The organism is Paenibacillus sp. TSM33 (genome assembly GCF_056099025.1).
The window spans coordinates 302,654-317,490 of record NZ_JBLZXB010000010.1 but is presented as its reverse complement, the minus strand read 5'-3'; the positions used below and the strand labels follow the sequence as shown (position 1 = coordinate 317,490).

The window sequence follows — 14,837 nt, the reverse complement described above, 5'->3', positions numbered from 1 at the left end:
TCCTTCTTCAAACCATATCCAGCGGCTGCTTCTTCGTTGGCGGAGGAAAAGCTTCGTCTATTTGTTGAAGTTGTTCAGGGGTGAGCCGAATGCTTGCTGCCGCTGCATTTTCTCGTACATGCGATTCTTGTACCGCCTTGGGAATTGCCCACACATCACCGTCTCGTATAACCCATGCGAGTGCAATTTGCGATGGAGTTACTCCGTGGCTGGCAGCAATGTCTCCCATAACGGGATGCTCCAGCAGTCCTCGTCGCAGGCGTCCACCTTGGGCAATCGGGCAATAGGCCATTACAGGTACCCCATGCGTGCGGCTCCAAGGAAGCAGATCATATTCAATACCTCGCGAAGCCGCGTGATACAGCACTTGGTTGACAGCACAGGCTTTGCCATTACTCAAGCTCCATAGCTCCTCCATATCGGACTTGTCCAGATTGGACACGCCCCAGTTGCGGATTTTGCCTTGCACACGCAGTTTTTCCATACCTTGTATTGTCTCTTCTAGTGGAATATTCCCGCGCCAATGCAGCAGATACATGTCCACGTATTCGGTTCCCATTCGGGTTAGGCTTGCTTCACAGGCTTGAGCCAATCCTTCACGGTCCGCATGATGAGGGTAGGCTTTGCTGACGAGATACACATCGTCCCGGCGGCCTCGAATGGCCTCCCCGACGATCTCTTCTGCGCCGCCCTCCGCATACATTTCAGCCGTGTCTACTAGCGTCATCCCCAGCTCGAAGCCAAGTTGAAGCGCACGCACCTCTTCTTGCCGAAGCGATGCTTTTTCGCCCATATACCACGTGCCCTGCCCGATGAGTGGTACTCCACGACCGTCCGTCCATGTAATCGCACTTTTCTTATGTTGACTCAACTATATTCCCTCCTTAGGAGCCTGGTGTCACAGGCTTGTCAAATACATGACTCTGCGTCCAGTGCTGACCGCCATCCGAGGTGGTATACATGATCGGGGCCTGCTCTGAATCCGAGAAAATAGCCCAGCCTTCCTTGGCATTGGCCATCCCGATTTGCTGACCGCCATAACCATCAAAGCCTTGTTTGCCATTGTTCCACGTCTTGCCTCCGTCATTGGTCCAACCAATCGTATTAGGCTTGTCACACGGTGCACAGTACCCACCCATCAAAGCGGTACTGCTGTTAACCGCATAGAGCATGCCTGGTGCCGTTCCTTCATTTTTGGCAACCTGATTGTCTTGCTGGCCAATACCCGGTGCCGGACCGCCGCCGGCAGTAGAATTCGCCAGTACAGTACGCCAGCTTTGTCCGCTATCAGCCGTATGCCAGAGCGAATACGACGTCTGATTCATCCCCGTATCTCCAACCAGCTCAATCCATGCGTTGCCCCGTTCTACCGATCGAATAGTTACTCCGTTTAGAGGTCCCTCGGTTGTCCGCGACATGACAGGAGTCCAATTTTGGCCCCCGTTAACGGTGTGCAAAATCTGGATCGAGCGATCTGTTTTCTGGGTTACTGCCCAGCCGTTTTGTCGATCATGATAATATGGCTGTCCTACCATGTGACTAGGCACGGGGAGCGAAGACCAGCTTTGTCCGCCATCTTTGGTATATTGGTTGCCACTGAATCCTTCCTTGGATGATACAAAGTGTAAAAAGCCCGCTTGTCCTTGCTCAGGTACAGTCCCGACAGCTTCCCAAAGCTTGCCGCCATCGTGAGTTGCCAGCAGTGAACCGCTATCTTCCATAACAGCCCAGGCCTGCTCTCCATTCAAGGCAAAAATCTGTTGAACCGTACCTTTGCCTTGATACTGCACATTCCAAGCTGAACCGACTGAACCGGATGGAGCCGCGTCTGTTCGGGCAATCCATCCATTACCGCCGATCCAGCCGGATTGGCCGTCGATTAATCGCAGCGCGGTAATGTTGTCCATGCGGACGTTCGCTATACTAGCATCTGTCTTCGTTTGCCCTCCTGTCTCCACTGCTTTGTCAGTGCTGGACGGGGATGTGCTGCTTTTACCGTCAGAAGCAGTCTGCTGTTCCGGTGTATCTACAGTGGCTCCCGAACCATTGACTTGTGCCGATGTAGAATCCTTTGGGTTGTTCTGAGCCGTTTGTCCTGTTTGTGATCCTGTTTCACAACCTGCTGCTACTATGGCTACGGCGAGCAAAAGCACCCAAACCGATGTTTTTTTCTTCATTTTTGTTCATCCCCTTATGTTGTTGATATACTTGCTGCGCGGGTATTGTATTCACAGCAAAGCATATTCTATGTATTACCCTGCTGTATTGGTTTCACTCTTGCGGTGAATATACGATACTGACTGTATTCGAATCGTTATAGGATTACGAGTTTACAGGAACAAAGCCGCCTTTTTCAATGGCCTGAGTTCCTGCTTCGCTTTGCAGCCATTCGAGTAATCGTTGCATCGAAGTACGTGGCTTCTCGCCTTCGCGTGTAACTACAAACAGTTGGGCTGTGAATGGATATTGTTTCGAACGAATGTGTTCTCTGTCGGGCTCCACTCCGTCAATAGATAAAAATTTAACCTCTTGACGATTATGCATCACATTTGCGAAATAATAAAATGAATAACCGAGCGCGTTGTGATCCTTGTCAAAATCAGCAATTGCATTAATCATCTCACCCATTATACCAATTCGGAGTTCCCGCGGCGGTTCAGCCATATCCTGACCTTTCATCACTTTCTTCTGCATATATGTTTGGCTTCCTGAGTTTTCCTCCCGCTGATAAGCAACGATCGGCTGATTCTTGCCCCCTACTTCATTCCAGTTACGAATAGATCCTTCATATATGCTGCGCACCTGCTCCGAAGAAAGTCCGTTAACCGGATTGCCTTTATGAACGAGAAAAATAAACGCATCCCACCCGATAGGTGTAAGCTTCATTTGAATTCCCCGACTTTTCGCCAGACGCAATTCCTCATCGGATGGTCCTGCCACCAGAATCAGATCCGCCTTCTTCTCAATCAGATTGACATAAGCCTGATGTGTTGTGTTGAATCTCAGCTCGTGAGCCGCACGAACCCTGCTCATTCCAGTCAATTCATGCAGCATATCCTGCGCGAATGGAATGGCTGCTGTAGCACCATCTACTACTGGAAAATCCCTCTCCGCAATGTACGGACGTTGAGGAAGCATGAGCGTAATCACTAGCACAATCATGAACGTAGCAGATATTGCAGCTACAACCCATTGCCATCTATGGTCCACCTTTCCGTTCTGGTCAGTCACCGCTGGATAACGATCTACCCCAACCCCGACTACCATGCCGAATATCGGCAGCAGTGCCGTCAGCAGAAACCAGATTCCACCACGCTGTGTATATAACCCCAATACCTCCAATACAGGTTCCGCCCAAGCGTGATAGAGTGAAAAGAGCCCCCACGCCCCTCCCGACACTTCAGCAGGTTGACCACCTGACCCTTGTATTCCTACAATCCACAACCACAGCCCGCATAATAATGATAATAGCCCTGTCAGCATCAACGGAAGCTTGCCCATGTTGGACATACGCGCACTCAAGGCACCATAAGCTGCAAAGATGAGACCGATAATCCATGCATATAGAAGCAGTATTACAATCACAGTTGTATCCGTTACACCTTCATGCCTCAGCAGAAGCTGCACTTGGGGTGCCACAACCATACTCCAAATAACATTAAACATGACTGAAAACAATCCAAACATAAACGTACCGACCAGCCATGGCCAAAACCATGCGATCCGCACAGAATTGCCCTCTTTCGGCTTGCTTATAACTTCCTTTGGTTCAGACATGTACATCCCCCTATATCTTATAAATGAAATGAGTCTGTAAGCCATTGCTTCTTCATTGTACAATTATGGTAAAGATTAGTATACGAAAGGATGGTAAACATGGCAAAAAAGGCCTCCCCTACGGGAAAGGCCTCTTTGGTATCGAATCTTCTCTATATCGCTCTGGCATGGATCAAAAAACGATGCTGCTTCACGTCCCAATACCCATCACGTTTAATGTCCAAATACAGACCATACAGCTGTTCTATATATTTCTCTGGCTGGAAGTCTGCAATCTGCCATTCAATGACTTTTAAGTAATAGACAATCGCTCCAATATCGTAAAATCGCTGTATCGGAAACTGTTCCCGCTGCTCTACGATTTCAAAACCATTGCTTTTCAAACCTGCAAGTGCCCGAGGAAGAGTCCAGTCCGCATACACGTAATCAGGTGCTCCCAAGCGGGCGTTAAGGCCTGCACAATCCAGCCCTCCCGCCTGTTGAGTCAAAAACGTACTTCCAGGACGCAAAATACGGCGCACTTCCGCTGGCGAAAATGACTCATGCTTGTTCAGCACAAGATCGAACCCGGCATCGCCAAACGGAAGGGAATCGTCATCATGTATAGCCATCACGTGCACACCCAGCGGCTCCAATCTTTGCTTGGCGATGGTATGTTCGATGCATATGCCTCTATCGCACATATGATCTCTGGAAAAGGGCTCAACTGCGACAAGAGCTCTCCCCCGCCTGTTCCCATATCCAGCATCGCCTTGGAGGAATGGATCAACGCCAAAGCCTTGCTGGCATAAGACCAGTCCAAAGGCTCGCTCGCCACTCGTCCCGTATCCGAAATGAATGAAAAATCCCATCCGGAAAATGGCTGCCTATGATGCTCCAACAACTGTAGAAATTCACGGTCTTCTGTATATTTCATATTTTTTGCTCCTCCACTATTGAACTGTACACGCTTTGGTCTCTATTTATATCAGTTCTAATGTGGAGGAGCTCTTGCCCGTCGATCAGGTTGTTATATGTCGTGTCCGAACCATCCCATGTTCATCTACCTCTGTCCATATGCTATCCAAACCAGATAATGTCCTTCGTTATAGCTTAAGGAATTGCTGGTAATGCCTTGGCAAGCTCCGGTGTCATATCGTTCGGAGTAAAATAGCAATAGCGTGTATGGGGGTCTGAACTAAATAAAGGTTTGATCTTGACCTGAACCAGGTAAGTGCCTTTCGCCATATTTGGAGTATAGCTATAGGGTCTGCGCTTTTCCAGTACAGTGCTCCAGAGCTTCGGATCTTCAATCGTTATTGCTTTATGCTTCTGTTGGATGCTTTTAAATAGATTATAGTCTTCAATATACTGATTGGATTGATAAGGTTCAAGCTCTTCAGCAATAATAGGAACAGCCCGTATCGAAAAAATATCCTTGGAATCAATGATCACCTTATCCGCATACCCCTTTTGCTCTAGCCAACCTGTAAGCTTGTGATAGGAAGCCGGCCATTCAAATGAAAATTCACGATGCCAGCTCGGTTCGTTATTGGTAGAGGATGACTCTTTATTTGTAATAGAAACACTCCCCAATGGATATTTCTCTGATTGCATCTCGCTATAGCTCATATTTAATACTTCTTCTCTGAGTATATCTTCAAATTCACGAGTTTCTTTTGGATTGGTTAAAACCACTCGTCTTTCACTATCATCTACGGATTGGATATTAATCGTCTCTGCTTTTCCTTGCAGCTTATCCAGCCTGTATCTTACCGTTTTATAAGGCTCTGCTTCCATCACTTTAGTCAGTTCTGTCCGGAAAGGCTTCTCCGGGAATGTATAGCGGCGAGTCATGGTGGAACCATCATCCAAACGGTAGACTATGAATGCCGATTCGACGGCCAGGTTTTTGGACAACATTTTCTCGCCAGCTGCATGTGCACGTACGAGTTCACGATGTAAATTCAGCACAGAGGCGATATAGGCCCTGTCTTGGGAGTAATAAGCTTCTTTTTCTGCATCTCCCCCTAGAGGCTCCTCTTGCCCCACATAAACTTTTTCTACGGAGTGTGCTGTTGGAATCCGTCCCTCATAACCCAACCAACCTGAAATCGGGATATATAGTACCAGCCCCATGATCACACCGTACACGACCATTTCCACTAAAGCACGAACACGCATAATTTGCCACGTCTTGCGAATGACCATCTCTACAACGATATAGCCTAAAATAGCTCCAAGTGCATACCCAAAAATCGACCAGTTTGCTCCTCTTGTACCTGCATTATTAAAATAATCGCCTAGTATAAGCATGGCGCATAGTATGACTCCTGCCTTGAACAAAGGCTGTAAGAAAGGAAATGCTATGGCCTGAGTCGCCTTTTCGACCAAGCGTTTACGATACAAACCATAACTCAAGGCGACAAACAGCAGAGAGATACCTAAATAGGCAAGTAACTCCATGTAGGAAAAGGCGCGCTGTGGCAAGTTGTCCATAATGCGTACAAACGGCGATAAGTTTTCCCAAACATTATTATTGCTGCGAAACTCCCCACCATTAATATATTGAACAACGGTTTCTCGCACCCGCACATATCCGTATAAATTACGTTCTAGAAAACGCCCTATCATCATGAATAGAAACTGAGGCAATAACAGCAAAACATACACTACTACGGTCTGTAGCAACGATTGTCCCACACAAATCCCTACAAACACAGTAAAAGTAAACAAGAAAATCGTAAGGACGGACACGACCAAAGCCCACGATCCAACATCATTAATTTGAAAAATATAAGGCAGTTCGACTGACGTGTTAACCCAAGCAGTTACTCCCGCAGTCAGCCATACAGGTACAAGTAAAAGAATAAGACCGCTAATTAAATGTGACGTTAATAGTTGCTCTCTACGCAAAGGTAGGCTGTGATACAAATCGGATGGCCCCTGTCGCTGAACAAAACGAAGCAGCATCACACCTGCCAGCACCGGTACAGTCATTAAAATCAATTTTTGCAATTCATTACCCGAGTTTGTACTATCGAACAAGCTTTTTAAAACCACTCGTGGTTGTTCATCACCAATGCTCATAAACAATGACAGCGGTACTGTAAACAGTAATCCCGCCAAGTACAGTAGACCGATCCAGCCATGCTGTCTCAGGCATTGGCGAATTACGCCGCCGCTACAGAAGAATCGGTTGGATGTCATAACCTGCGTCCTCCATTTCATAAATGAAAATTTCTTCAAGCGTCAGCGGTAGCAAATCGAATACATGTGGCTCATACACTTCAATCGTCTCCGCAATCCGCTCTCGCTCACCCCGGATAATAAGCAGCAGAACACTGCCCCTCCGCTCCTTATGTACGACCGAAAGTTGGCTACAGACAGCTTCCTCATGCATGCTGTCCCGAAAAGCAACCTGCACCTTATGCGTATCGGATTTGAGGTCATCGACCTCTTTTTCCAATAGCATCCGACCTTGGTGCATAATGCCGACATGATCACACATGTCTTCAATCTCACGCAAATTATGAGATGAGATCACGACGGTCATCTCACGTGCAGCGGTTTCTTGGAACAAGAGATTTTTGATCATTCTACGCATCACCGGGTCCAGACCATCAATGGGTTCATCCAAAACCAGCAGTTCAGGCATGCAGCTCAAGGCAAGCAAAAAAGCGGCTTGGCGCTTCATCCCTTTGGAAAAGCGGTGAAGTTTGCGCTTCGGGTCCAGCTTGAAAATATCCGTAAGCTGTGTGTAGCGTTCCTCACTCCAACTTGGATAAATAGAGCGGTAAAACCGGGCCATCTGACGAATTGTCGCTTGCGGGAAAAAATAAGGGGTATCCGGTAAAAACAGAATGTGCTGCTTGACTTCAGGCTGCTCATACACTGGCTGACCACCGATTAGCACCTTGCCAGTATCCGGTCGGTAAATCCCGGCAATGATTTTGAGCAAGGTCGTTTTCCCTGCCCCGTTCGAGCCCAGCAGTCCAAAAATGGAGCCCTTCTTTACCGTGAGGGCAAGCTGATCGACAGCCTTTTCTTCTGTAAATGTCTTTGTGACTTCCCTTAATTCAATCAAGGGACATCCCCCTTTCCTTTGTTTGCATAGCTTCCACGTATATGTCGTCCACTTCCTGCTGTGTAAAACCGAAATGGACAGCTTCGATCATCAGTTTTAACAATGCCGCCCGAATCTCATCCCGCTTTATTTGTTGCGGCTGCTGCTGGGTAGGCGTGACAAAGCTGCCTTTGCCCTGGACGGAATAAATATATCCTTCGCGTTCCAGCTCGCGATACGCTTTCTGAATCGTATTCGGATTCACCGTAAGTTGAGCGGACAATGCCCGTACAGAAGGCAATTGCTCATCCGGCTGAAGCGATCCGTACACGATCATTTCCTTGACCTTCTCCATAAGCTGTTCGTAGATCGGCTTACGGCTGCGGATATCCAGCTCGAACATGGACTTCCTCCTTTCAACACTGGCTCAAATTCATGTATACATGTTCAACTGTTCTAACTGTACTATCATTAATATTACAGTTAGAACAGTTTGTCAATCTTTTCTTTGGACATTTCTTACAAAAAATAGCCGCGATGCAGAATGCATCACGGCTATTTCTTTTTAGCCTTCCTTTGAATCATAAGGCTGATCACGGCTTATATTCGCAAATGTGTGCCCTTCCGGCAGTTTTAGATCCAGTTGGAACCGGAATGTTGCTCCTCTGGCCTCGTCACTATCTACACCAATGGACCCCCCCATTAGCTTGACCAGGTTTTTGCAGATGGACAAGCCAAGACCTGTCCCTCCATATTTCCGGTTCAGTGCCGGATGAAGCTGGGAAAAAGGCTGAAACAACAAATGCTGACGGTCTGCCGGGATGCCGATTCCCGTATCAGTTACACTAAACTCAATCAGGCATTTCTTTTTACGGCGGCTGTAAGCCTTTCTCTCCACAAAAATATTTACATGCCCTCGCTCCGTAAATTTGATCGCATTGCTCACCAAGTTCACCAATATTTGTCGGATACGCACATGATCACCGACCAGCATCCCTGGCATTTCCTGATCTACATGCCATTCTAGCTGGATGCCTTTTTCCATAGCCTGTGTCATAAATAGGTCAGCTACACTGCCAACCACATCCTCCAGTACAAAAGACTCATGCAGCAACGACATTTTGCCAGCTTCGATTTTGCTCAAATCCAGTATCTCATTCAATATCTGCATCAAAGCGTTGCTACTGCTGGTAATAATATCGATATAGCTACGTTGCTCCTCATCTAATTCCGTGTCTGCCAGTAACCCGGCCATGCCTATAATGCCGTTCATCGGTGTACGGAGCTCATGACTCATCACAGACAGGAATTCTGACTTGGCCCGGTCGGCGCGTTCGGCAGACTCCTTGGCCCGAATAATCTCCTTTTCATTCGTCCTGTCTACAAAAACCATCACAGCTCCTTTTCGCTCGCCGTTATCCATCAAAGGGCTGATTCGATAAGAGGCCAGAAAACTGGACCCGTCTTTTTTCCAAAATACAGCTTCCTCTGCCTGATAAGAAGCGCCGCTGCGAATCGCTTGGAGAATAGAAGCCTGTTCGTCTGGAAAATGGCTGCCTATTTCGTCAGCATGGCGAATCACGTCTATACATGAACCGTTCAGCGGGCTGGCTGATCCCACGCCAAACATCTCGACAGCTGCCGGGTTCATAAAGCGGACATGTCCTTCGGTACTCAAACCCACAATTCCTTCGGATACCGCATTCAAAATAAGCGAATGCTCGTTACTGAGCTTTTCAATTTGAGCAATGTAGTTTTTGAGAGGGGTGACATTTTCTATAATCCCGTAGCAGCCTACAATTTCCTCTTGCACGAAAATCGGGATATTCGTCATCTTGATGAATAGACGCTCCCCCTCCTTATGTATGAATTCCGATTCATAGGTTTGTGTCTCCCCCTGCTTAGCCAGTTCTATATGACGCTTGATTTTGTCCTGTTCCTCAGAAGAAGCCATGACAAGTATTTCAGCTCCAAGCAGCTCATCCCTCGTATAACCCGTAAGCTGCTCCAGACTCGGATTCACACTCAAAATATGACCTTCCATATTCATGGCGCATATCCCAAGTGGATTATGCTGAAATAGTGACTTATAACGGTTTTCACTTTCACGCAGACGTTGCTCGATTTCCCGATGCTCGGTAACATCCTGTACCATCCCAACCACTTGAACCGGCTTACCTGCATGCTCGTCCATCTCAGCTTCCCAGATCGAACGCAGTACCTTCTGTTCCCCATTGGGCAATACAATCCGGTAAAAGGTTTCTTCGTGAATTCCCTTTAAGATCACGTTGTTGATAATCTGCTTCATCCGTTCTGTATCTTCGGGATGAACCGCCTTCATGAATGCGTCAATACTTGTTTCCACCGGTTTGACACGATAGCCAAATATGCTGCGAAATTCCTTGGAAAAATGCATAACATTGTTGACCAGATCCCAGTCCCATGAGCCGAACATCGCCAACTGTTGAGCTTTTGCCAGGTTCTCCTCGCTCTTCTGGCGCTCTGTAATATTTCGTCCGATAGATAGAACTCGCTTGATCTTGCCCTGTTCATCCCGAATAATACGGTACGATACTTCAAGCCACAAATAATGCCCGTCCTTATGACGTACACGCCGCTTCATGATGCCTGTTTCCTTGAACATTCCATGTACACGCATGTAATCGGCATCTTCGATATGGTAAAATTGAAGCCGTTTTTTGCCGAGCATTTCCTGCTTCGTATAGCCAAGGAGTTTTTCCACCGAAGGAGAAATATATTGAAGTATGCCGTCTGCCGTGCTGTAAGAGATGACATCCGGCGTATTTTCGGTAATCAACATGTACAAATCCTCATTGTCCGAAAGCACCTGCTCCATGTCCTTTTTCTCCGTGACATTCATTGCATACGCAATCAAATAAGATTGTTCAGTAGCCTCATCATCAAATATGGTTAATTCCAGCGATAGCCAGACGGTTGTTCCCCGTTTATGCTTTAAACGCAGCTCTGTCTTGTAGACTTGATCCGTAGCCTTGAGCCAGCCTGCATAGGCCTCCCTCAACCCTTGCTGATCCTGAGCCTCATTATACAAAAGATGGTAATATCGGATATCCAGTAACTCCTCCTGCTCATATCCGACCATTTTGCAAAAGGCGGGATTGACGTACAGACATTTCCCCTCCCTCGACAAAATCACGATTCCTGTCGGGGCATGATTATACATATGTTCCAGCAAAGGCAGTCGTTGAGCAGCAGAAAACACAATGAATCTCCTCCTCTGTGGTCCGGCAGTTTTTCTAACTCTACCTATTCTAACATGATATGGTATTTTATTGAGGAGAGCCCTCCTCTATATCAAAGCTATCAAAGCCATTAAAACATGTATGCACAAAAGATTGCCGATGCAGGTTCATCGGCAATCTTTAGATTATTTTTTTATACCACCCGGCTAAGAAAATGACGCAAAAATCGCTCAGCGTCTACTTTAAGTGCCACATCAACCGTAGTCAGCGCTTGAGCTTCACTCTCATTTTGCACTTCACGGGTGCGGCCAACCTCGGCGGAATCTCCCACCTCAACGGCAATGTGCATTGGACGCGTCTCCACAAAACTAGGGTCAATAGCTAACCCTACGGCTAATGGATCATGCAATGCACAGCCTGCAATACCAGGTCTGAAATGGCGATAGGCTTCCATATAAAAGTCGGTCATATCCGCCATAAACATGGCAAGCTCAGTCCCTTGCTCACGCCACTTGTCCACTTCCTGCTGGGGAAGCAGTGTCTGCATGGTAACGTCCAGTCCAACGAGTGTAAGTGGAAAGCCTGCTCCAAGCACATAGGCTGCTGCTTCTGGGTCAGCATAAATATTCGCTTCTGCCGTCGGCGTTACATTGCCTTTCACCGTGACTGCGCCGCCCATGATAATGAGGCGGTCCAGTAATTGAGGCAATTCCGGACAGCGATCCAGAGCAATCGCTAGATTGGTCAGCGGTCCCACAGCTACCAGAATAAGCTTGCCTTCATAGCGACGAGCCTGTCCAATGATAAAATCAGCCGCATCTCCAGACGCTGCCTGACGGGACGGCGCTCCTTTGAGCTGGTTACCAATGCCGTCTTCACCATGAATATGACGGGAATACGGCTTGAACAGCTCTCGGGCATACGGCTTGTGAGCGCCCGACACGACCGGAGCCTCTCCCTCCAGTTTTTCTAGCAGGATCAGTGAGTTGCGTGTTGCCTCCTCCACCGAGATGTTGCCAAAGGTGGTTGTAATACCGAGTAGCTCCAATTCCGGCGAATGGACCGCGTACGCAATAGCAAGCGCATCGTCAATGCCAGTATCTACATCTAAGATTAACTTTTTGCTCATGATAGTCCTCCACAGTAGAACAGCATTCTTTTTTTCATTATACACAATTTGAATGCTTATTCCCTTGGTCATCGAATTCTTTATTTAAAGACGTTAAAAAAAGGCTACAGCAGTTATGCCGTAGCCTTTTTTCTTCACTTTTCAATTGCTCAAGCACACACATTCTCCCAATTCCTAAGGCTCGATTCCCCATACCAGCTTATCGTTGTGGAACAATGTTACTTTGTTCCATTCTGCATAAGAAGTTTTGGTTGGATCGAAGGAGTAGTCATTGGATTCGTTCAGATTAGACCAGTCGCTATTGTTCATGCGGATCTGAATATCACCTGTTTGTGCTCCAGCAGCAAGCGTCCCGGCAGCCGCACTGAATCCAATTTCAATATAGTTGTCTTTAATGGTGCGCAGCACATTATCATTACCTACTTGCGCCCAGTCTACCGCAGATTGTAGCTCTTGGCTGCCATCTTTCGTGAAGTAATAGCGGATTTTCAGCTCACTCAGCTTCACTGGTGTTGTCCCTTTATTTTTCAGATTAAAGAAAGGCTTGGCAGCGTTATTCGCTGGATCCGTGTCCCCGGCACGATACATTACAACCAGATCACCCGTTGGATCTGTAGGATTCGTTGGATCTGTCGGTGTACCTTTTGGCTCAGCGCTTACCGTTGCAGAATCCTTACTTGTTCCTTTCGCATTCGTAGCACTTACAACATAGAAGTAAGTTGTTCCGTTCGTCAGCCCCTTATCCGTGTACTCTCTTTCCGTTACAAGAGGCGCAACGGTTGTAAAAGGACCTGCTTCGCTAGTCGCACGTTTTACCGTGTAGCTGTCGGCACCAGTAGACGCATTCCAAGTCAGCGTTACTTGTGCATTACCCACAGCAGCCTTTAAGCCTGAAGGTACAGCTGGAGCAGTAGGAGCTGGGTCTACACTACCAGTGGAAGGCACGATTGCAGGGTACGCATTTTGTACCAGCATTACAAACTGATCATGGAACCAAGCTCCTGAAATAGGTGCATTCGGCAAAGCATCTGTTAATGTGCCGTCCTTGGTTGTATAGGTAGGATCACACATACGGTCAAAGCCTTTACCCTCATCGTTCGGGATGAGTGAGCTGGAACCATCGGAATCACCCGGAGGTTTCGCCCAGACATAGGCATCGATATGGCCAGCTGGAGCCGTTTGTGGCGGCGTTCCCATACCTGCTCCGCTGTTATTACACCAGTTACCACGGTGTGAGCGTTTGTCTACACGACCTGAGTTTACATAGGAGTTAATATCATTGCCGACTGCGGAAGTCGGACGGTTAGGTCCTCCCCATCCATTACGGCCTGTATCAATTAACATGCCGAGCGAGCTTGGCCAGCCTGCATTGACAAAATCTCTATGCAGTGACTCTGCGAAATCCGATTCATCGAAATTAGGATTCCACTCGTAGTACTTGGACGATTTGATCGGTTGTCCGCCGATATTCAGGTTTGGATCAGGCAAATTAGGTTCTGTCAGCGGTGAAGTATTGGCTGTATTCGTGATAAAGCCATCTACACTGGCCAGACCTTTGCTAGTATCTTTGAAAATAGTTGTAAACAGAGATACCGTTGCTGAACGGTTGTTATCCCATCCTAACCAACCGGAGTGACCGATATCTACGTATTTGTACACGTTAGGAATCTCGTTCAGCTTATTCATTGTGTATTTAACGCCAGCTTCATAAATCCCTGTGGACTTGGCTTGCGCACATTTCGGATCATCGAGATTGGTGACCAGATTTGGCAAACTATCCGGTTCAATGATCGCTACGATGCGAATATCCTTATATTTGGGATTTGCAAAAATAGAAGCTATTTTGTCAATATAATCCTTTTTATAGGTTTCCAGACCTGCCTGGGTCAGCGGCAATTCACCATTGGAAGCCAAGGCATGACAATCCCGTCCGGGCAGATCATACACAATGAATTCCGCCGTAATCGGTGTGTTGCCTTTCTTTTGCGCCAATACTTGGTCCAAATGTGCTTCCAAGCCAAGCTTGCCTCCACTGCCGTTAATAGCAGCAATACGATCAAGCCAAACGGCTGTCGGGAATGTTTTGACCGTTTGCATTTTTGCCTTCAGGTCCGCATCCGTAACCTTGGCAATTGATGTGTCGACACTAGCCGCATAATCAGGGTTAACGTATTTTGTCGCTCCTTGGTAAGGATTATCGACATGGGATTCTGCATGTATTTTATCCGTAAATCCTGCACCTGGTAGAAAGCTGCTTGCGACGAGTGATAGCGCAAAAGCATACTTCATTCCTTTACGAAGCACTTGCTTTGTTTTCAATTGCTTCACCTATCTTTCCGTAGATTTTGTTGAATCTTCCTATGTCGGCACCTGATTGTTATATGATTAAATGTGTGTTACGTCTACTCTCTCTACCTAGAAAAAGTAGCGTTCATAGTTGCAAAAGGTAAGCGCTTTCTATTTGTCCATGCGCTCACATTTTCCCCTTTTTGTCACCTCCTATGTTAGATTATAGTGAGCTGGAAATCTGCTGTAAATTGAATAAATTAAGGACTACAATTATTAATTAGGCATATGAATTGCCACACCACCCGTTCGGCATGGTCTCTCTTTTTCTGAGATCGGTTCTATCCTTTGTTGAACTTCCCTGTTATGACAAGCTCTC

At 47.1% G+C, this 14,837-nt stretch carries 9 protein-coding genes and 1 pseudogene; all 10 read right to left on the bottom strand.

The window, feature by feature from the left end; translation table 11 throughout:
• Nucleotides 1-7: 7 nt before the first annotated feature.
• The 10 genes and pseudogenes from ACN6NF_RS05290 to ACN6NF_RS05245 all read right to left on the bottom strand — a co-directional run bounded on the left by ACN6NF_RS05290 (nt 8) and on the right by ACN6NF_RS05245 (nt 14,500).
• On the bottom strand, nt 8-871 hold the full coding sequence (locus ACN6NF_RS05290; protein WP_474315809.1) for an aldo/keto reductase: 864 nt from the start codon (nt 869-871) through the stop codon (nt 8-10).
• 13 nt (nt 872-884) lie between these two features.
• Nucleotides 885-2,177 (bottom strand): WD40/YVTN/BNR-like repeat-containing protein, encoded by a 1,293-nt coding sequence (locus ACN6NF_RS05285; protein WP_474315808.1) that lies wholly within the window; start codon nt 2,175-2,177, stop codon nt 885-887.
• A gap of 145 nt (nt 2,178-2,322) precedes the next feature.
• The gene (locus ACN6NF_RS05280; protein ID WP_474315805.1) at nt 2,323-3,777 is read right to left on the bottom strand and encodes a PstS family phosphate ABC transporter substrate-binding protein; all 1,455 of its coding nucleotides are present in this window, start codon (nt 3,775-3,777) and stop codon (nt 2,323-2,325) included.
• Between the two features lie 152 nt (nt 3,778-3,929).
• Nucleotides 3,930-4,693: pseudogene (locus ACN6NF_RS05275) on the bottom strand (class I SAM-dependent methyltransferase).
• 176 nt (nt 4,694-4,869) lie between these two features.
• Nucleotides 4,870-6,966, bottom strand: coding sequence for a DUF6449 domain-containing protein (locus ACN6NF_RS05270; RefSeq protein WP_474315802.1), 2,097 nt, complete (start codon nt 6,964-6,966; stop codon nt 4,870-4,872).
• Nucleotides 6,941-7,843, bottom strand: a complete 903-nt coding sequence (locus ACN6NF_RS05265; RefSeq protein WP_013369686.1) for an ABC transporter ATP-binding protein — start codon at nt 7,841-7,843, stop codon at nt 6,941-6,943. The genes ACN6NF_RS05270 and ACN6NF_RS05265 overlap by 26 nt, the downstream gene beginning before the upstream one ends.
• Nucleotides 7,836-8,225: a GntR family transcriptional regulator gene (locus tag ACN6NF_RS05260; RefSeq protein ID WP_016821396.1), complete on the bottom strand. Its 390-nt coding sequence runs from the start codon at nt 8,223-8,225 to the stop codon at nt 7,836-7,838. The genes ACN6NF_RS05265 and ACN6NF_RS05260 overlap by 8 nt, the downstream gene beginning before the upstream one ends.
• A 162-nt stretch (nt 8,226-8,387) precedes the next feature.
• Nucleotides 8,388-11,063, bottom strand: a complete 2,676-nt coding sequence (locus tag ACN6NF_RS05255) for a PAS domain S-box protein (RefSeq protein WP_474315799.1) — start codon at nt 11,061-11,063, stop codon at nt 8,388-8,390.
• 173 nt (nt 11,064-11,236) lie between these two features.
• Nucleotides 11,237-12,172, bottom strand: coding sequence for a nucleoside hydrolase (locus tag ACN6NF_RS05250; RefSeq protein ID WP_474315796.1), 936 nt, complete (start codon nt 12,170-12,172; stop codon nt 11,237-11,239).
• A 174-nt stretch (nt 12,173-12,346) separates the two neighbouring features.
• Complete coding sequence (locus tag ACN6NF_RS05245; RefSeq protein WP_474315794.1) at nt 12,347-14,500, bottom strand: glycoside hydrolase family 6 protein; 2,154 nt, start codon at nt 14,498-14,500, stop codon at nt 12,347-12,349.
• Nucleotides 14,501-14,837: the final 337 nt, after the last annotated feature.

Coding starts and splice junctions, on each gene's coding strand:
- ACN6NF_RS05280 (WP_474315805.1), bottom strand. CDS start 3,777: ATGTCTGAACCAAAGGAAGTTATAAGCAAGCCGAAAGAGGGCAATTCT.
- ACN6NF_RS05270 (WP_474315802.1), bottom strand. CDS start 6,966: ATGACATCCAACCGATTCTTCTGTAGCGGCGGCGTAATTCGCCAATGC.
- ACN6NF_RS05250 (WP_474315796.1), bottom strand. CDS start 12,172: ATGAGCAAAAAGTTAATCTTAGATGTAGATACTGGCATTGACGATGCG.
- ACN6NF_RS05285 (WP_474315808.1), bottom strand. CDS start 2,177: ATGAAGAAAAAAACATCGGTTTGGGTGCTTTTGCTCGCCGTAGCCATA.
- ACN6NF_RS05260 (WP_016821396.1), bottom strand. CDS start 8,225: ATGTTCGAGCTGGATATCCGCAGCCGTAAGCCGATCTACGAACAGCTT.